This window comes from Streptomyces sp. NPDC039423, assembly GCF_055598725.1.
This window is the reverse complement of sequence record NZ_JBVKAH010000001.1, coordinates 286,790-305,173: the sequence shown is the minus strand read 5'-3', so window position 1 is coordinate 305,173 and position 18,384 is coordinate 286,790. Positions and strand designations below refer to the sequence as shown.

Annotated in this window: 19 protein-coding genes; 9 read left to right on the top strand and 10 right to left on the bottom strand. The window is 73.2% G+C overall.

What is annotated here, in order from left to right; genetic code table 11:
- The first annotated feature begins 17 nt into the window (after nt 1–17).
- The 9 genes from ACZ7LK_RS01370 (at nt 18) to ACZ7LK_RS01330 (ending at nt 7,993) form a co-directional block, all read left to right on the top strand.
- A complete protein-coding gene (locus ACZ7LK_RS01370; RefSeq protein ID WP_469464572.1) occupies nt 18–1,268 on the top strand; it encodes a cytochrome P450 in 1,251 nt (416 codons plus the stop codon).
- Entirely contained in the window at nt 1,265–2,239 is a 975-nt protein-coding gene (locus tag ACZ7LK_RS01365) for a beta-ketoacyl-[acyl-carrier-protein] synthase family protein (RefSeq protein WP_469464571.1), read from the top strand. The genes ACZ7LK_RS01370 and ACZ7LK_RS01365 overlap by 4 nt, the downstream gene beginning before the upstream one ends.
- A 46-nt stretch (nt 2,240–2,285) precedes the next feature.
- Nucleotides 2,286–3,446, top strand: coding sequence for an acyl-CoA dehydrogenase family protein (locus tag ACZ7LK_RS01360; protein ID WP_392274686.1), 1,161 nt, complete (start codon nt 2,286–2,288; stop codon nt 3,444–3,446).
- 15 nt (nt 3,447–3,461) lie between these two features.
- Nucleotides 3,462–4,673 (top strand): class-II aminoacyl-tRNA synthetase family protein, encoded by a 1,212-nt coding sequence (locus tag ACZ7LK_RS01355; protein ID WP_471137848.1) that lies wholly within the window; start codon nt 3,462–3,464, stop codon nt 4,671–4,673.
- Between the two features lie 2 nt (nt 4,674–4,675).
- A complete protein-coding gene (locus ACZ7LK_RS01350) occupies nt 4,676–5,572 on the top strand; it encodes a 3-hydroxyacyl-CoA dehydrogenase family protein (RefSeq protein WP_392274684.1) in 897 nt (298 codons plus the stop codon).
- Complete coding sequence (locus ACZ7LK_RS01345) at nt 5,572–5,823, top strand: acyl carrier protein (RefSeq protein ID WP_392274683.1); 252 nt, start codon at nt 5,572–5,574, stop codon at nt 5,821–5,823. The genes ACZ7LK_RS01350 and ACZ7LK_RS01345 overlap by 1 nt, the downstream gene beginning before the upstream one ends.
- Nucleotides 5,824–5,933: 110 nt before the next feature.
- Nucleotides 5,934–6,152: an MbtH family protein gene (locus ACZ7LK_RS01340; protein WP_469464569.1), complete on the top strand. Its 219-nt coding sequence runs from the start codon at nt 5,934–5,936 to the stop codon at nt 6,150–6,152.
- 25 nt (nt 6,153–6,177) lie between these two features.
- The gene (locus ACZ7LK_RS01335) at nt 6,178–7,116 is read left to right on the top strand and encodes an ATP-binding cassette domain-containing protein (RefSeq protein ID WP_392274681.1); all 939 of its coding nucleotides are present in this window, start codon (nt 6,178–6,180) and stop codon (nt 7,114–7,116) included.
- Between the two features lie 34 nt (nt 7,117–7,150).
- Nucleotides 7,151–7,993 carry an ArsR/SmtB family transcription factor gene (locus ACZ7LK_RS01330; protein WP_392274680.1) on the top strand — a complete coding sequence of 281 codons (843 nt, stop codon included), beginning with the start codon at nt 7,151–7,153 and terminating at the stop codon, nt 7,991–7,993.
- Nucleotides 7,994–8,316: 323 nt separating this feature from the next.
- Here ACZ7LK_RS01330 and ACZ7LK_RS01325 read toward each other — a convergent pair whose 3' ends face one another.
- The 10 genes from ACZ7LK_RS01325 to ACZ7LK_RS01280 form a co-directional block, all read right to left on the bottom strand.
- Nucleotides 8,317–8,883: a flavin reductase family protein gene (locus ACZ7LK_RS01325; protein ID WP_471137843.1), complete on the bottom strand. Its 567-nt coding sequence runs from the start codon at nt 8,881–8,883 to the stop codon at nt 8,317–8,319.
- A 71-nt stretch (nt 8,884–8,954) separates the two neighbouring features.
- Nucleotides 8,955–10,508, bottom strand: coding sequence for a tryptophan halogenase family protein (locus ACZ7LK_RS01320; RefSeq protein ID WP_392274678.1), 1,554 nt, complete (start codon nt 10,506–10,508; stop codon nt 8,955–8,957).
- A 149-nt stretch (nt 10,509–10,657) separates the two neighbouring features.
- The gene (locus ACZ7LK_RS01315) at nt 10,658–13,201 is read right to left on the bottom strand and encodes an ABC transporter permease (protein ID WP_392274677.1); all 2,544 of its coding nucleotides are present in this window, start codon (nt 13,199–13,201) and stop codon (nt 10,658–10,660) included.
- A complete protein-coding gene (locus ACZ7LK_RS01310) occupies nt 13,198–13,995 on the bottom strand; it encodes an ABC transporter ATP-binding protein (protein ID WP_392274676.1) in 798 nt (265 codons plus the stop codon). Before ACZ7LK_RS01310 ends, ACZ7LK_RS01315 begins: the two co-directional genes overlap by 4 nt.
- On the bottom strand, nt 13,967–14,752 hold the full coding sequence (locus tag ACZ7LK_RS01305; RefSeq protein WP_471137839.1) for a sensor domain-containing protein: 786 nt from the start codon (nt 14,750–14,752) through the stop codon (nt 13,967–13,969). The genes ACZ7LK_RS01310 and ACZ7LK_RS01305 overlap by 29 nt, the downstream gene beginning before the upstream one ends.
- The gene (locus tag ACZ7LK_RS01300; RefSeq protein ID WP_392274674.1) at nt 14,749–14,982 is read right to left on the bottom strand and encodes a hypothetical protein; all 234 of its coding nucleotides are present in this window, start codon (nt 14,980–14,982) and stop codon (nt 14,749–14,751) included. Before ACZ7LK_RS01300 ends, ACZ7LK_RS01305 begins: the two co-directional genes overlap by 4 nt.
- A 23-nt stretch (nt 14,983–15,005) precedes the next feature.
- Nucleotides 15,006–15,341, bottom strand: a complete 336-nt coding sequence (locus ACZ7LK_RS01295; protein ID WP_392274673.1) for an ArsR/SmtB family transcription factor — start codon at nt 15,339–15,341, stop codon at nt 15,006–15,008.
- Between the two features lie 64 nt (nt 15,342–15,405).
- Nucleotides 15,406–16,062 (bottom strand): 4'-phosphopantetheinyl transferase family protein, encoded by a 657-nt coding sequence (locus ACZ7LK_RS01290; RefSeq protein ID WP_471137836.1) that lies wholly within the window; start codon nt 16,060–16,062, stop codon nt 15,406–15,408.
- Between the two features lie 28 nt (nt 16,063–16,090).
- Nucleotides 16,091–17,557: a cation:proton antiporter gene (locus ACZ7LK_RS01285; protein ID WP_392274671.1), complete on the bottom strand. Its 1,467-nt coding sequence runs from the start codon at nt 17,555–17,557 to the stop codon at nt 16,091–16,093.
- 70 nt (nt 17,558–17,627) lie between these two features.
- Complete coding sequence (locus ACZ7LK_RS01280; protein WP_392274670.1) at nt 17,628–18,365, bottom strand: thioesterase II family protein; 738 nt, start codon at nt 18,363–18,365, stop codon at nt 17,628–17,630.
- Nucleotides 18,366–18,384: the final 19 nt, after the last annotated feature.

Here is an 18,384-nt window from a genome sequence, read left to right as displayed (position 1 = left end):
GGAGAGAGAGACCGCACATGACCCCCCGACCACAGCGGACCGTGGACGACCTGGACTCGGTGGACCTCACCGACCCGCAGACCTTCCTGGACGTGGACCTGCCGGACATGTGGCGCAGGTTCCGCACCGAGCGGCCGGTCTTCCGGCACCGGCCCACCGAACGCGGCCCCGGCTTCTGGGTGATCTCCACCTACGAGGACGTGGTGACGCTCTACCGCGACAACAAGCGGTTCACCTCCGAGCGGGGCAACGTCCTGGCGACCCTGCTCCAGGGGGAGGACTCCGCCTCGCGGAAGATGCTCGCCGTCACCGACGGCGCCCGGCACCGCGAGATCCGCAACCTGATGCTGAAGTCCTTCTCGCCCCGGGTGCTGGAGCCCGTGGTGGCGGGCGTGCACCGGCGCACCGGGGAACTGGTCGCCGAGGCCGTCGAGCGGGGCGAGCTGGACTTCGTCACGGATGTGGCCGACCACATCCCCATCAACACCATCGGCGACCTCATGGACGTGCCCCAGGAGGACCGCGAACAGCTCGTCGCCTGGAACACCCAGACGCTCTCCCGGCACAGCGCCGACGACAGCGAGATGGAGGAGCTGCTGGCCCGCAACGAGATCCTGCTGTACTTCTCCGACCTCGCCGCCCGCCGCCGCCGGCACCCGGGCGACGACGTGATCAGCGCGCTGGCGACGGCCACCGTCGACGGCGAGCCGCTGAGCGAGGACGAGATCGTCTTCAACTGCTACAGCCTGATCCTGGGCGGTGACGAGTCCAGCCGGATGTCGTCGGCCGGCGGGCTGATCGCCCTGGCGGAACACCCCGCACAGTGGGAGGCGCTGAAGTCGGGCGCGGTGGGCGTGGACAGCGCCACCGAGGAGGTGCTGCGCTGGACCACCCCCGCCATGCACTTCGGGCGCCGCGCCCTGGTGGACGTACCGCTGCGCGACCGGACCATCGAGGCGGGCGACGTGGTCAGCCTCTGGAACAGCTCGGCCAACTTCGACGAGTCGGTGTTCCCCGACCCGTTCGTCTTCGACCTGGCGCGGACCCCGAACAAGCACGTGGCCTTCGGGCACGGCCCGCACTTCTGCCTGGGTGCCTTCCTCGGCCGCGTCCATGTGAACGCGATGCTGGAGGCGCTGCGCACCCGGGTGGCCGGTGTCCGGCTGGCGGGTCCGCCCCAGCGGCTGTTCTCCAACTTCGTCAACGGCTACAGCGGACTGCCGGTCGCCCTGACGGCCGAGCGGGCACCGGAGGGGAGCGCCGTATGAGCGGCGGTACGGACATCGGCATCGGCGCCATCCACTGCGTGCTGCCCGACACCCGGGTGGCGGTGGAGGACCTCCCCGAGTTCGCGATGCTGGACTCCGCCTCGGCGGACTTCGCGCGGACCAGCGGGGTGCGGACCGTCGGGGTGTTCGAGGAGACCGAGCAGGCGCCGCTCGCCGCCCGGGCCTGCCGGGAGTTGTACGAGGAGCACCCCGGCGAGCCGGACACCCTGCTGCTGGTGGCGCCGCGGGCACCGGACGTGCTGCTGGGGTCGGACGTGGGCCGGGTGCAGAGCGAGGCGAAGCTCGGTGCGGCGTTCCCGTTCACCGTCGAGGGGCTGGGCTGCACCGGCTCCAGTACCGCCTGGGCCCTGGCACGGGACCTGCTGCTGGCCGACCCGGGCCGCGAGCAGGTCGTCATCGCGCACGCCAGCAGGCCCACGGGCGTCGACCGGATCCGCCCCCCGGTGACGGTCGTCGGCGACGGGGCGTACGCCATGACCATGGTCCGCGGCGGCCGGCCGGTGCTGCGGGCCCACCGCCAGCAGGCCGACGGCTCCTTCCACGACCTGTTCCGCGTGGACTACAAGGAGACGCCCTGGTACGAGTGGCGCGAGGTGTGCCAGGACCCGTCGCGCTACCGCTTCCAGCTCGCCACGCTCAGCTCCCGCAGGCTCGGCGCGATGGTGGAGCAGGTCCTGGCCGACGCCGGGGTGGGCCGGGACCGGGTCAGGGCCACGCTGATGCAGAACGTCACCGCCGCCGCCTTCGACTTCTACACCACCCTGATCGGCCTGCCGATCCACCCCGTCTGCGGCGAGCACCTCGCCGCGCACGGCCACCTGGGGCCGGCCGACGTGGTGCTGAACCTCGACGCCCTGCTGGCGAGCGGCGAGCTGGACGAGGGCGACCTGGTGCTCGTGCTCAACAACAGCCCGGTGGCCGCCTGGGCGGTGACGTTGTGGGAGGTATGAGCCCCGCACCGCCCCGGACCGCGCCCCACGACCACGGAGAAGACTGATGGATTTCGCACCCACGCCGGACCAACGGGCGCTGCGCGAGCGGGTCGTCCGGTTCGCCCGCGACACCCTGGGCGCCCAGGTGGCGGAGCACGACCGCAACGCCACCTTCGACGAGAGCGGCTGGAAGGCGTGCGCCGACTTCGGCGTCCTCGGCTGGCCGATCGCGAAGGAGTACGGCGGCGGCGGCCTCGACCCGCTCACCGCGATCATGGCCTACGAGGCGCTCGGCGAGGGCTGTGTCGACAACGGCCTGGTCTTCGCGATCAACAACCACCTCTTCGCGTGCGCCGTCTACATCGCCGACCACGGCACCGAGGAGCAGCGCCGCCGCTGGCTGCCGGCCCTCTGCGACGGGTCGCTGGTCGGCGCGCACGCCCTGTCCGAGCCGGAGACCGGCTCCGACATGCTCTCGCTGACCACCACGGCGGTCCGCGACGGTGACGGCTACGTGCTGACCGGGACGAAGAAGTTCATCAGCAACGGCCCCCGCGCCGACCTGTTCGTGGTGTTCGCCCGCACCGGCGGGGACGACGTCGCCCCGCAGCGTTCCCTGTCCGCCTTCGTCGTGCCCGCCACCACCCCGGGGCTGACCGCCCGGGACATCCCCAAGGCGGGCCTGCGCGGCACCCTGATGGGCGAGATCACCTTCGACGGCTGCGTGGTCGGCGAGGACCAGCGGCTGGGCGCCGAGGGCGCGGGCTACCAGTTGTTCACCTCCACCATGGAGTGGGAACGCGGCTTCATGTTCGCCAGCCAGGTCGGCGTGATGAGCCGCCTCACCGACCGCTGTGTCGCGTACGCCGCGGGACGCCGCCAGTTCGGCCGGCCGATCGGCGCGTTCCAGTCCGTGTCGCACCGGATCGCCGACATGCGGGTCCGGCTGGAGCTGGCCCGGCTGATGCTCTACAAGGTGGGCTGGCTGCGCGCCGAGGGCCGGCTGGCGATGCAGGAGGCCTCGATGCTGAAGCTGTACGTCAGCGAGGCGCTGAAGACCACCGCGCTGGACGCCATGCAGATCCACGGCGCCCGCGGCTACACCGAGGAGCTCGGCATCGAGCGGGAGGTGCGGGACGTGCTCGCGGGCACGATCTACGGCGGCACCTCCGACATCCAGCGGTCCATCATCGCCGGCCTCATGGGCCTGCCGACCGCCGCGTAGGGACGAGAGGCCGACATGCACTCCTACCGACTCACCCTCGACGAACCGGTCTCGGGGGCCCACCGCGACGAGCTGAACCGGCGCGTCTACTACCTGTCCGAGGCCATCACCGGCTTCCGGCTGGTCCCCGGCGACGGCGACGCGGTCGCCGCCGTCGAGGTGACCACCGACGCTCCGGCCGACGCCGAGGCGCTCGGCAAGAAGCTGCGGCACGTCGTCGACACGGAGGTGCGCCCCCAACTGGCCACCCCGCCCAAGGTGCTGTGGCGCTCCGCCTCGGCCCGCACCCCGCGCGCCGACGCCTTCGCCGGGCTGCTGGCGGACGGCGTGGTGCACGAGATCGGGCCCGGCCAGGTGGCGCTCGGCTCCCCGGCGCTGGACGCGCTGGAGGCGCTGGACGGCCTGCTGTGCGCCCTGGTGCACGAGGAGTTCGGGGCCCGCGAGTACCGCTATCCGACGCTGCTGCCGGTCACCGCGCTGCACCGCAGCGGTTACCTCTCGTCCTTCCCGCAGCACATGATGTTCGCCGCCCGGCTCGACGGCGACGTCGACACCTACCGGGCCTTCGCGGAGGAGGTCGGGGCGCGGGACACCATCGGCGACCGGGTGCTGCACCGCTGCGCGCCGGTGGACCGCTGCCTCCCGCCCACGATGTGCTACCACACCTTCGACCAGTTCGCCGGGGGCACGCTGCCCCGGGAGAACACGGTGGTGACCGCCCGGGGCGGCTCCTTCCGGCACGAGGCCCGCTACCACCGCACCCTGGAGCGGCTGTCGGACTTCACCATCCGGGAGACGGTCTTCCTGGGCACGGCCGAGTTCGTCCGCGAGGCCCGCGACCGGTTCCGCCGGCGCGCCACCGAGCTGGTCGAGGAGCTCGACCTGGCCGGCCGGTGCGAGGTGGCGAGCGACCCGTTCTTCGCCGGGGCGGCGACCGCGGCGCAGGTGTCCTCGCAGCGGCTGCTGGAGCTCAAGCACGAGCTCCACCTGGACGTGGGCCCCGGGGACAGCATCTCGGTCGGCTCGTTCAACCTGCACGAGAAGCACTTCGGCGACGCCTTCGGCATCAAGGGACCCGACGGCACGACGGTGCACTCCGCCTGCGTCGGCTTCGGGCTGGAGCGGTTCACGTACGCCGTGCTCTGCCAGTACGGCTGGGACGTCGCCGACTGGCCGGCCCCGCTTGCCGAGCGGTGCCGCACCACACCACAACCGGGCAAGGAATAGCGATGACTGAAACCAGCCAGATCCGGCGCGTGGCCGTCCTCGGCGCCGGCACCATGGGCATCGGCGGCGCCCACGCCTTCGCGGCGGCGGGACTGTCGGTGGTGCTCGTGGACACCACGGACGCCGCCCTGGACCGGGCCCGCGGCCTGATAGCGGAGAACGCCCGGCTGTACGCCCTGATCAACCGCGAGCTGGGGAAGAGCACGCCCGACGAGGTGCTCTCCCGGATCGACTTCCGCACCGGTCTCGACGGGCTCGCCGACGCGGACTTCGTCGTGGAGAACGTGACGGAGAACTGGGACATCAAGGAGGCGCTGTACCGGGAGATGGACGCGGTGGCGCCCGAGCACTGCGTGTTCGGGGTGAACACCTCCGCCATCCCCATCACCCGGATGGCGTCGGTCACCGGCCGCGCGGACCGGGTGGTCGGCACCCACCTGATGAACCCGGTGCCGCTGAAGAAGCTCGTCGAGGTGATCCGGGGCTTCCACACCTCCCCGGAGACGATCGAGCGCACCCGCGGGCTGTTCCGTGCCATCGGGCAGGACATCGTCGTGGTCGAGGACTCCTCGGGCTTCGTCACCAACCGGGTCGCCATGCTCAGCGTCAACGAGGCGATCCTGCTGCTCCAGGACAACGTGGCCGAGGCCGGCGACATCGACCGGCTGTTCCGGCAGTGCCTCGGTCACCAGATGGGCCCGCTGGAGACCGCGGACCTGATCGGCCTGGACACCGTCATGTACTCGCTGGAAGTCCTTCTGGACAACTTCAACGACCCCAAGTTCGCCCCCGCGCCGCTGCTGCGCAAGCTGGTCGCCGCGGGCTGCCACGGCCGCAAGAGCGGCCGCGGTTTCTACTCGTACGAGCCGGTCAACACCGGGAACAGGGCAGGTGCCTGATGACTGACGACATCCTCACCACCGTGCGCGCCTTCATCGGCGAGCACGTGCGGGACACCGAACTCGTCGACGACCACGACATCTTCGCGACCGGCAGCGTCAGCTCGCTGTTCGCCGTGCAGCTCGTGATGTGGGTCGAGCGGACCTTCGGCATCACGGTCCACCCCTCGGACCTCGACATCGAGAACTTCCGCACGGTGGACCACGTCGTGCGGTTCGTGGAGTCCCGCCGGGCGGCCGCCCCGGCCTGACGCGCGGTCTCAGGACACGGTCAGTGCCGTGTCAGCGGGCCCCGGCACGATGGTCGTACCGGGGCCCGCCCGGGCCCTTCCTCGAACCCCACCGATTCGGAGAGCGCGACGTGACGAACCCCTTCGACGACCAGGACGGCACGTTCCTCGTACTCGTCAACGACGAGGGCCAGCACAGCCTGTGGCCCGCCTTCGCCGCCGTGCCCGACGGATGGACGGTGTCGCTGGGCGAGAGCACCCGGGAGGCGGCCCTGGCGCACGTGGAGGAGCACTGGACCGACATGCGGCCCAGGAGCGTCCGCGAGCCCGCCGCCGGCCTCGGTGCCTGACCCGGCCGCGCGGGTGCGGGCAGACGTGGAGACCGCGATACGGGCCGAGGGCCTGCGCAAGCGCTTCAAGGACCACCAGGCCCTCGCCGGCGTCGACCTCACCGTGCGGGCCGGTACGGTCCTCGGGCTGCTCGGCCCGAACGGCGCGGGCAAGACGACCACCGTACGGGTGCTGAGCACCCTGCTCGCGCCCGACGGCGGCCATGCCGAGGTGGCCGGATTCGACGTGGTCCGCCGGCCCGCGGAGGTCCGCCGCCGGATCGGCCTGGCCGGCCAGTACGCGGCCGTGGACGGGCTGCTCACCGGCCGCGAGAACCTCACCCTCATCGGTGCGCTGCTGCACCTCGGCCGGCGCGGCGCCCGCGACCGCGCCGAGCGGCTGCTGGACCGGTTCGGCCTGGACGCCGCCGGCGACCGGCCCGTCCGGACGTACTCCGGCGGTATGCGCCGCCGGCTGGACCTGGCGGCCTGCCTGGTCGCCTCGCCCTCGGTGCTCTTCCTCGACGAACCCACCACGGGACTCGACCCGGTGAGCCGGATGTCCCTGTGGGACGCCGTGCGCGACCTGGTGGCCGACGGCGTGACCGTGCTGCTCACCACCCAGTACCTGGAGGAGGCCGACTTCCTCGCCGACCGCATCGCCGTCGTCGACGCCGGGCGGGTCATCGCCGAGGGGACCCCGGACGAGCTGAAGCGCTCGGTGGGGCCGGACCGGCTGGAGGTCAGGGTGGCGGAGCGGGACACGGTCGCCGACGCCGTCGAGGCGCTGCGGACCGGTACGCCCGAGGACCTCGCGGTGGACCGCGACGAGGGCGTCATCACCCTGCCGCTCGGGGAGGGAATGGGCAGTATCGCCGCCGCCGCGACGGCGCTGGAAAAGGCGGGCGTGACCGTCGTGGACTTCGCCGTCCGCCGGCCCACGCTCGACGACGCCTTCGCCCGGCTCACCGGTCACGCGCGCTGAACACGCCTTTGCCGGGCACAACACGGGGGAATTCATGCAGAGAATTCATTTCACGACGGCCGATCTCGCCCGCATACGACTCCAGCCCACCGCCGGTCCGGAAATAGAGGGCGGACTGGCCCGCGACCTGTTCTCCCGCGGCGTCGACCATGTGTACGCGCGGTGGCGTCACCAGGTCTATACGAAACTGCGCGCCAGGAGACCGGCCCGCCAGCCGGTGTCCGCCCTGTCCCCCGCCGATTTCTGGCGGGACGCGGTGGCACCGTACTGGAACCGGGTACTGGCCCATTACGAGGCCGAGTGCGACGCCCGCGGCCGGATGGTGATGGCGGGCGGGGTCGAGCAGTTGCTGGCCGGCCTGGGCCGCCGGGCCGTCTGGAACGGCCAGGTGCTGGAGCTCCAGGACGGCCCGGACGGCGACGTGCGGCTCGGCGGCAAGGGCCTGGTGCTCAGCCCGTCGGTGTTCCTCGCCCAGCGGTCGGCCCGGCTCTTCCGGGGTGACGGGCAGCGCGGCCAGGCCGTGCTGGTCTTCGCCGCGCCGCCGAGCGCGGAACAGTCCGCCGTCCTGTGGGACGACACCACCGTCCCCTCCCAGGCCCTGGCCGCGCTGGTCGGCCAGACCCGGGCGGCCGCGCTGCGGGAGCTGCGGGCCTCGTGCACCACCAGCCAGCTCGCCGACCGGCTCGGCGTCTCCGCGCCCTGCGCCAGCCAGCACGCCTCCGTGCTGCGCGAGTCGGGGCTGATCACCACCCGGCGGGTGCGCAACACCGTGCTGCATTCGGTGACCCCGCTCGGCATGGCCCTGCTGGACGGCAGGACGGCCGTACCCACGAGGGCCCTCGGCGCGGGACGCGTCCCGTCCGCGGCCGTGGCCTGACCCACCGCCGCCCACCGGCCACCGGCGGTCAACCGGCCGCCCGCACACCTCCCACCGCACACGCGGCACCCACCGCCCGCGCCGCCCGTCGGCCGGTCGCCCGCGGCCCGCGCGCCGCCCGCCCGGTCCCGGGCACCCGCCCGCCGGTGTCCGCCGCCGGCCCCCACCGCCTGGCCACGCCGGGGAGCCCGAGTGCCCACGCACCCGGGCTCCCCGGCGTCGTCGTCCGCCCCGGTGTGCGGGGCCGCCTGACGTGTCCCGCGCCGCCGGCCGCGCCGCGGGGCCCCGGCGCCACGACGGCGTCCGGGGCCGTGCCCGGGCCGTCACCGGGCCGTGGCCGCCGCGCCGACCGGCCACACCCGGTACTCCCGCCCGCCGTAGACCAGCGGCTGCCGGTCCGGGAAGGGGGTGACGCGCAGGACGCGGCCGAAGACCACCAGGTGGTCCCCGCTGCGGTGCTCGTCGCTGACCACGCAGTCCGCGATGGCGTGCGCGTCGTGGAAGAGGTGCGGGCCGGCCGCGTACGGGTCTGCGGTGTCGTGTTCCCAGCGCACCCGGTCGAACCGGTCGGGCGCGCCCGACGCGAAGAGCTCGGCGACCGGCCGTGCGGCCCCGTGGAGCAGGTTCACCGCGAACCGGCCGGTGGTCAGCACCGAGCGCAGGGTGGGGCTGCCGCTCCGGAGGCAGACCAGCAGCATGGGCGGGTCCAGCGAGACGCTGCACACGGACGAGATGGTCATCCCGCGCGGGGTGCCGTCGTCGTCGGCGGTGGTGAGGACGGCGACCCCGGTGGGGAAGCCGCTCATCATGGCGCGCTGGCCGTCGGCGACGGCCGCCGGCTGCGGGGCGGCCGTCGGCGCGGGTTCGTTGAGTGGAATGGTCTCGGTCACGGGGTGACGCTCCCTGGGGCGGCGGACGCGGCGCCGCGGCGGCCGGTCCGGCCGCCGCGGCGCCTGCGGGGTCAGCGGCGCATGTGCGTGAAGTACTCGTACTGCGTGGGGAGTTCGCCGATGAGGGCTTGCGCCCGCTCGTGCACCCCCTGGAACTCGCGCTGCGCCGCGCTGTCGTCGGCGAGGGAGAGCGCGGGGGACGGCTTGAGCTCGATGCCGCCCATGCCCAGCAGGATGCACTGGTACGAGTACGGCGGCAGCCCGTGGTAGTACGGGAAGACCGACTCGCTGTCCGGGAGCTGGTACTTCCAGTGCTCGATCCGCTCGGCCAGCCCGTCGGGCAGCTCGCGGGTCTTGGTGTCCTTCCAGTACTGGGTGTCGTTGCGCCCGGCGGCGGCGTAGTGCAGCGCGAGGAACTCCCGGACGCCGTCCAGGACGTTGCCGACGGCGCTGTTGTAGCTGTCGCGGTGGACCGGGTTCCAGTCCGCGCCGGGGAAGTTCTTGACGAGCTGCTCGGCCGCGTGGTGGATGAAGAAGATGCCGGTGGACTCCAGCGGCTCGACGAAGCCGCTGGTCAGGCCGATGCCCACGCAGTTGTTGACCCAGGAGCGCCGGCTGCGGCCGATGCGCATCTTGATGTGGTTGGCCTCGGCCTCGGCGGCGCTCGGGCCGACGAACTTGCGCAGGGTGGCCTCGGCCTCGTCGGCGGACAGGTAGTCACTGGCGTACACGTACCCGGTGCCGATGCGGCCGTAGAGCGGGATGGTCCAGATCCAGCCGGCGTCCTGCGCGGTGGCGGTGGTGCAGGGGCGGATGCCCCGCGCCTCCATGTCCTGGGGCACCTGGAGGGCGACCGCGCTGTCGTTGGGCAAATGCTTCTGGAAGGAGATGAAGGGCTCCTCCAGGGCCTTGTTGAGCAGGACGCCGCGGAAGCCGGTGCAGTCGATGAACAGGTCACCGGTCAGCTCGCCGTGCTCGGCGGTGACGACGCTGCTGATCCAGCCGCGCTCGTCGAGCCTGACGTCCTTGACGTCGTCGACGATGTGCTTCGCGCCGCGCTGGACCGTGTAGTCGGTGAGGTACTTCGCCAGCAGCGCGGCCTCGAAGTGGTAGGCGTACGGGAACTGCGTCTTGCCCTGGTGCTCCGACATCGTCAGGCCCTGGGGCTCGTCGGAGTTGTCGCCGTACGGCTGCGACAGCATGGCGCCGCCGAGGTGGCGCGGGCTGCGCTCGGCGTCACAGATGTTCGCCATCACGAAGCAGTCCGAGTCGAACCGGTCGGTGCGGCCGTTCTTGAGCCACCAGTCCGTCAGCGGGAAGCCGTCGACCGACCGCATCTGCTCGAACGGGTGGTAGAAGTGGTGGCCGGGCTTGCGCCAGTTCTCGAAGCGGACCGCGAGCTTGTACGTGGCGTTGCACGCCGGCATCCAGTCCGATTCCTTGAGTCCGAGGAACTCGAAGAAGTGGCGGATGTCGCTGAACGTGGCTTCACCGACGCCGATGGTGCCGACCTTTCCGGATTCGACGAGGGTGATGTCGACCCGGTCCCCGAATGCCGCCTTCAGGTAGGACGCGGTCATCCAGCCGGCCGTACCCCCGCCCACGATCACGACTCTATTCAGCATCGAAAAACTCCAATTCCACGATGAGGTTGTTTCCGATGGGCTGCAACGCCATAACAGTGAGACTAAGTTTGAAAAGGCATCGCCCACCACGTTGTTAAGTGGTGGGCGAAATACCCAGGTGGCCGGGGGTGGTCCGGCAGGCGGCCGGTTCAGTCGCGGCTGCCGATGGCGGCGGACGGCCGGGTGCGCAGCGCCATGCGGGCGGTCAGCAGGGTCGTGCCGACCGTCAGGACCAGCGCGGAGGCCACGACGGCGAGCAGGATCGACGGCGGTCCGGCGGGCAGGGAACGGGCCAGCACGGCCCGGCTGAGCGGTACCAGCGTCGCGACCGCGACCAGCAGCCCGAGACCGAGGCCGGCCAGCGCGGTCAGCAGTGCCTCCACGGTCATCATCCGCATGACCTGGCCGCGGGTGGCGCCGACGAGCCGTTGCAGGGTGAACTCCCGGCGCCGCTCGCCGGTGGCCATGACCAGCGAGTTGACCAGGGCGATGACCGCGTACCCGACGACCATGCCGACGAGCAGGTACGCGACCCAGGTCTGGGTGTCGTTCTGCTCGGCCGAGGCGGTGACCAGGTCCGCCCGGTCGACCGCGCGCAGCCCGGGGGCCGGTGCGTCCGGGCCGGTGAGCGCGGCGGCCAGCCGGGCGGGGTCGGTGCCGGGGGCGGCCGTGACGAGGATCTGCGGCACCACGCCCCCGGTGGTGTGCGCGGCGACCACGGCGGCGGGCATCAGCGCCGAGCCGTACCCGCGCCGGTCGCCGACCGTCGCCACCAGGCGGGGTTCGACCCTGGTGCCGTCGCCCAGGCGCATCGGGATCCGGTCGCCGATGCGGTGGCCGTCGGCGGCGGATTCGGGCAGGGCGACGGTGTCGCCGGCGAGGTCGGCGAGGCTGCCGCCGACCACCCGGATCGCGGTGGTGCGTGCGATGCCCGCGGCGGAGACGCCGGTGATCTGGACGGGGTCGCCCTTCGGCTTGCGGCCCTTTCCGTCGTACGCCTCCATCTCGGCCTTGGACGGGTCGAGGAAGCCGGAGCTCGGTACGTAGGCGGAGGCGGCCGCCACACCGGGAGTCCGGCCGATGCCGTCGACCAGGGAGGCGGGCATGCCGCCGGCCGCGCCGGTGAGCACCAGGTCGGCCCGGAGGTTGTCCTCGAACGCCTGCTGGGCGCCCTGGTTCTGCGTGGTCTGGAGGTAGATCAGGGCGGTGGCCATGCCGGTGGCGAGCATGACCGGCATGACGGCTCCGGCGAGCCTGGCCGCGCCGGCCTTGGCGTTGAGCAGGGCCAGTTGCCCGGAGAAACCGGAGACGGCGCGCAGCGGCCAGTGCAGCAGGGCCGTCATGACCCGGGTGAGCGTGGGGCCCAGGAGGCCGAAGCCGGCGGCCCACAGCATCGCGGCGGGGGTGGCGGTGCTGCCCGCGACGGCGCCGTCGACGTTCATGGTGACGAAGGCGAGGGTGGTGCCGCCGGCCAGGCACAGCACGGCGAACAGGAGCCGGATCCAGTTGAGGCGGCGGCGCTGGAGGGACGCCTCGGCCAGCGCCTCGGTCGGGCGGGTGCGGGCGGCGGCACGGGCGGCGATCCAGGCGGCGCCGAGCGCGGTGAGCAGCGCGGCGCCGGCGCCCGCGGCCTGCGGGATCCAGCCGGTCCGGTGGATCATCACGTCGGGCACCACCCCGGCGGCGGCGAACCGGCCCAGCAGCCACTCCCCCAGGCGCGGTCCGGGGACGCAGGCCAGCGCGGTGGCGACGACGGCGACGGTGAACGTCTCGGCCAGCACCATGCGCCGGACCTGTCCGGGTGTCGAGCCGATGGCGCGCAGCAGCGCCATCTGCCGCTGCCGCTGCTGGAGCGACAGGCCGAGGGTGCTGGCCACCACGAACACGGTGACCATGGCGGCCAGGCCGCCGAACACGGCCGCCATGGACACCAGGTTCTTGCCCTTGGTGACGACCTCGGGGAATTCGGCGCGGCCCCGCTCGTCGCCGGTGAGCACGGTGACCGGGGCGTCCGCGAAGGCGTCGGCGAGCGCGTCCCGTACCCGGGCGGTGTCGGCGCCGGGGCGGGTGAGGATGCCGATGGAGTCGATCCTGCCGGGCTGCGGGGCGTGCCGGGCCGCGTCGGGGGTGGAGAGGAAGAGCGTGTCGGCGGCGCCCGGTCCGCTCAGCAGACCGGTGACCCGGTAGGGGGCGGTGGTACCGCGCAGACCGAGGGTGACCCGGTCGCCCGCCTTCGCCCCGGCCCGCGCGGCGAGCCGGGCGTCCAGGGCGACTTCGCCCGCGGCGCGCGGGGCGGCGCCCTCGACCAGCCGGTACGGTCCGAGCCGGGCGGCTTCCCAGCCGTGGCCGGTGGCGGGGACGCCGCCCTTTCCGCCGGCGGGGACGACGACGGCGGCGAGGGAGACGTCCGGTACGGCCGCCTCGACGCCGGGTACGGCCGCGGCCTCGGCGACGGCGGCGGCGTCGAGCCGGACCCGCTCGCGGAAGACCTTGTTGGACTCGGGGTAGCGCTGGTCGCCGGTGAGGACGATGGGCGCGCCCCGGAGCCGCTGCGGCTCGGCGAGGCCGCGTAATCCGGTCTCCAGCAGGCCGCCACAGGCGATCACGATGGCGGCGCCGAAGAACAGCGCGACGAACGAGGCGACGAAGCCGCCCTTGTGGAACTTCAGGGAACGCAGCGCGAGGCCGATCACCGGGCCGCTCCGTACTGTCCGTCGTGTGCCGCGCGCTCGTCGGCCCAGGCGCCGAGGGTGGTCATGCGCTCGGCGACCATGTCGGCGGTCGGGCGCTCCAGCGCGTCGACGATCCGGCCGTCGGCGAGGAAGAGGGTGCGGTCGGCGTGGGCGGCGGCCACCGGGTCGTGGGTGACCATGACGATGGTCTGCCCGGCCCACTGGACGGCTTCGCGCAGCAGGCCGAGGACCTCCCGGGCGGTACGGGTGTCCAGGGCGCCGGTCGGTTCGTCGCCGAAGACCACGGCGGGGCGGGTGACGAGCGCGCGGGCGATGGCCACCCGCTGCTGCTGGCCGCCGGAGAGCTCACCGGGCCGGTGCTTCTGCCGGGAGGCGAGGCCGACGCGCTCGATGACCTCGTCGACCTCGCTGGACTTGGGGCGGCGGCCGGCGAGCCGCAGGGGCAGGGTGACGTTCTCCCGTACGTTCAGCGCGGGCATCAGGTTGAACGCCTGGAAGACGAACCCGACGCGTTCGCGGCGGAGTTTGGTCAGCTCCCGCTCCTTGAGCCCGGACAGTTCCACCCCGTCCAGCCGGACGGAGCCGCTCGTGGGCCGGTCGAGCCCGGCGGCGCAGTGGAGGAAGGTGCTCTTGCCGGAGCCGGAGGGGCCCATCACCGCGGTGAAGCTGCCGCGCCGCAGGCTGATGCTCACTCCGTCGAGTGCGGCCACCTTGTTCTTGCCGCCGCCGTAGAGCTTGTACACGGAGTCCAGGTGGACGACGGCGTCAGCCGGCCCGTCCGGTGTGCGGTTCATGGGCTTCCCTCTTGTCGGTCGGTTCGGTGGGAGTGCGGGTGGGCCGGCCGCCGGCCACGACGGAGAGCGGGCCCGGGCGGTCGAGCACGCTCTTGACGTGCGCCAGCGGGTCGGCGGGCGGCCGGAGCACCACCCGGGCCACGGTGAGGTGGAGCCGGGCGGCCCCCACCAGGAGCCGGGCGGCGAAGGGCAGCAGGACGAGGGCGGCGAGCGCGACGGCCAGTGCCCCGGGCAGGGTGTGGGCCCAGCCGAGCGGGCCGTCCGCGCCGAAGGGGCCGCGGGGGGCGTCCACCGCGGGGTACCAGAGCGGCAGCGCGAGGCCGCCGAGGGCCACCAGCCAGACGGCCAGGGCGGACAGGTCCAGCACCAGCAGGGGCGGGAAGAGGAGGACGAGGTAGGCGCAGTCGCGGGCGAACGCCGGGTCGGTGCACCGGATCCTGAGGTGGGCGGGCAGTCCGGGTTCGGTGACCTCGTGGTAGCGGTACGGGATCGGCCGGTCGACGAGTGCCGCCCGGCCCCGCTCGACCTGGGCGCAGGCCCTGACGACCCACACCGTGCCGATGATCAGGGGCACGGTCACCGTGAGCTGGCTCAGGACGACGCCGCTCAGGACGGCGGCCGTCGCGACGGCGAACAGGGCGGTGCCGGTGACGACGTAACTGGCGAGGTAGCCGGCGGCGAGCCAGGGGGCGGCCGACAGCGGGGTGCGGGCCAGGGAGGACGGCGGGCGCAGCCGCCCGGGGTGCAGCCGGCTCACTCGATGCTCCGCAGCATGTCGTCGATCGAGCTCAACCGGGCTTTGACTTCGGCCAGTTCGGCCTGTAACGCGTCCTGCCGGGCGACCGCCTCCTCGGCGAGCCGCCGGTACGCGGCCATGGCGACCGCGTCGGCGCGGTGGCGCTGGAGTCTGAAGTGCGAGACCACCGCCGCCGTGATGCCTCCGACGACGATCAGGACGATGGCGATGGTGACAACGGCGCCGGTCATGTCCGGGTCCCCCTCATAACGTTCTAGCCTTCCTCATCGGCGGACCCGTCCGCCGCGCGTGCCCGCTGTTCGTCCGCGCCGAGGGCGTCCAGGACCGTCTGCACGGTGAGGTGCAGCTCGAACGGCACCAGCTCGAAGTACTTCAGAGCCTTGCCGTCGTCGGACAGTTCCAGGTGGCCGACGACCAGGCCGGCCTTCTCCAGGCGCTCCAGGTGCATGTACAGCAGGGGGCGGGACATGCCCAGTTGCCGGGCCAGTTCACTGACGTACATACGGCCGTCGGCGAGGCCCGCTATCGCCCGGAGCCGCTGGGCGTGACCCACGGCGGAGAGGACGGCGAGAAGTTCCTCACTGGTCACCCCGCCACCTCCAGCGAACCGGACTTCATGTGTAAGTCAAAGCTTTCACATGCCAGAGGGGCTGTCAAACAGTGGCCGGCCACACCACCGAGGCCAGCACGAGGCCGTCCCGCACCACCCACCGCCCGGTGAACTCCACCGGCGCGTCCGCCGGTTGGGGCCGCTGCGCCAGGACACGGACGTGGAAGGAGCCGTCCGTGGCCGGCACGATCAGCGCCCCGTCGAAGCCGAGCCACTGGTGCGTCGCGGGGAACCAGGCCTTGTAGACGGCCTCCTTGGCGCAGAACAGCAGCCGGTCCCAGCACACGTCGGGCGACCGGCGGGAGAGCCGGGCGACGTGCGACGCCTCCTCGGGCAGCGCGATGTACTCCAGGACGCCCTCGGGCAGCGGCGCGTGGGGCTCGGCGTCGATGCCGAGGGTGCGCACCTCGGCCCGGCGCGCCGCGGCGGCGGCCCGGTAGCCGGCGCAGTGCGTCATGCTGCCGACGACCCCGTCGGGCCAGCGCGGGGCGCCGCGCGTGCCCGGCGGCAGCGGCACCGGGGCGAGGCCCAGCGCGCCGATGGCCCGCCGGGCGCAGTGCCGCACCGTCGTGAACTCCCGTCGGCGCGGCGCGCCCACCTCGCCGAGGGCCGCGCTCTCCTCCGGGAACAGCCAGCCGTCCGGCTCGTCGCCGAAGGTCTCGGCGCCCAGGACGGCCGCGGGAAGTACGTCGTCGATCACACGGGCCGCCAGCGGGTCGGGTCGGGAACTACCGGGACAGGGTGGTGGGTTCGGGCGCGCGCGGGCCGGGGCCGGGTGCGCCGGCCCCCGTCGCGGGCCCGGCCGGTACGGCTCCGGGCGCGGGCTCGGCGGCGTCCGGGCCGAGCAGCCGGAGCAGCGGCCGGGTGACGATCGTGGTGACCAGCGCCACGATGGTGAGGATGCTCAGCAGCCGCTGGTCGATGATGCCGGCCTGGTAGCCGATCTGGAGGATGACCAGTTCGGTCAGGCCCCGGGCGTTGAGCAGCACGCCGAGCATGAGCGCGGGCTTCGGGCGCATGCCGGTGAGGACGGCGCTCAGCGCGGGCCCGCACACCTTGGTGGCGACGGCCAGGAACAGCAGGGTGGCCAGGGCCAGCACGGAGGCGCGGTCGAAGCGCAGTGACCCGAGGTCGATGTTGAGCCCGAACCCGAAGAAGAAGAACGGCAGCAGCACCGTCTTGGACGTGCCGGACAGCCGGTCCGCGACCCGGGCGGCCCGCGCGTTGCCCGTGGGCCAGGCGAGACCGACCAGCAGCGCGCCGATGAGCTGGTGGATGCCGATGACGGTGGTGAGGGTGGCGGTGGCGGCGATACCGGCGGCCAGCAGCACCATGAGCACCGCGTCGCCCCCGGCGCCCTCGCCGGACGCCGACCGGGAGCCGGCCCAGCGGGCCAGTGCCCGGCGCAGCGGTCCGAGAAACACGAGGGTCAGGACGGCCGCGAACACGCCGTTCCACAGCACGCCCATCGGGCCGCCGCCGTGCACGAGGGCCAGCACCGCGGTGAGGACCAGCCACACCGCGCCGTCCCCGACCGCGGAGGCGAAGAGGCTGAGCTGGCCCTGGCGCGTGTGGGTCAGCCGGAGGTCGGTGAGGATCCGCGCCAGTACGGGCAGGGCGGTGACGCTCAGCGCGCACCCCACGAACAGGACGAAGGCCATCGGGTCGCCCGACGGCCCCCGGAACTGCGCCACCAGCGGCACCGCCGCCGCCGTGCCCGCGGCGAACGGCACCAGCATGGACGCCTGGCTCACCATCAGCACCTGCGGCCCCACGCCCCGCAGCGGCATCGAGGTCAGCTCGCGGCCCACCCCGAACATGAAGAACACCAGCCCGATCTGGGCCAGTCCGTCCAGCATCGGCAGCGCGTCCGCCGGGAACAGCCAGTCCTTCACCCCGGGCGCGAACCGTCCCAGCGCGGTCGGCCCCATGGCCAGCCCGGCGCAGATCTCACCGATCACCCGGGGCTGCCCCAGCCTGTCGGCCAGCCGTCCGCCCAGCCAGGCGGCGAGCAGGATGGCCGCCACGGCCAGGAAAAAGTGCCCGCCCTTGTCGAGGCGGGCCGTCTCGCGCACCACGGCGGCGCCCGGCTCCCCGGTCGCGACGACCGCCGCCACCGCGCCGCCGGTCACCGCCAGCGGCAGGACGACCAGGGCCACCACCGCCGCCCGCTGCCTCTTGCTTCTGACTGGCACGTCGATTCCCCCTGCTGGTAACGGAAGTCATGGAAGGACGGACGGACCCCGGGGCGTACGCCGGACGCCCTCAGAGGTGCGTGCCGTCCCGTTCGGCGCAGGCCTCCCGCACCAGGTCGTAGGGCGGCGAGTCGGCCAGGTAGAAGTGCCCGCCGGGCACCATTCGCTGCCGGAACTCCCCCCGGGTCACGTCCGCCCACTGCGCCACCTGGTCCACCGTCACCCGGGAGTCGCTCAGCCCCGCCACGGCCGTGACCGGGCAGTGGAGCAGCGCTCCGGCCCGGTGTTCGTAGGCGCCCAGTAGCTGGAAGTCGGCGCGGATGTAGGGGAGGATCAGCTCGCGGAACATCGGGTGCTCCAGCAGTTCGCTGTCGGTGCCGCCCAGCTCCTGGAGGGTGGCGATGGCGCTCTCGTCGTCCATCCCGGCCGCCCGGGCGTCCGCCCGCAGCAGGTGGCTGGCGCGGGCGCCCGACACGAACAGGTGCGACGGGCGGGCGCCGCCCGCCTCCAGGGCCCTGGCCGTCTCGTACGCCACCACCGCGCCCATGCTGTGCCCGAACAGCACGGTGGGCCGGTCCATCAGCGGCGCGACCGCCTCCGCGATCTCGCCCGCCATGGACACCAGGTCGGTCGCCGTGGGCTCGCCGAACCGGTCCGCCCGGCCCGGGTAGCAGACCGCGTGCACCTCGAACTCGGGCAGCCCCTTGCGCCATTCCCGGAAGAAGTACGACGACCCTCCGGCGTGCGGGAAGCAGACCAGCCGCGCCGCGGCGAACGGCCGGACCTCGCCGCATTCCGTCCAGACCATTCGAGAGCCTCCCGCTCGT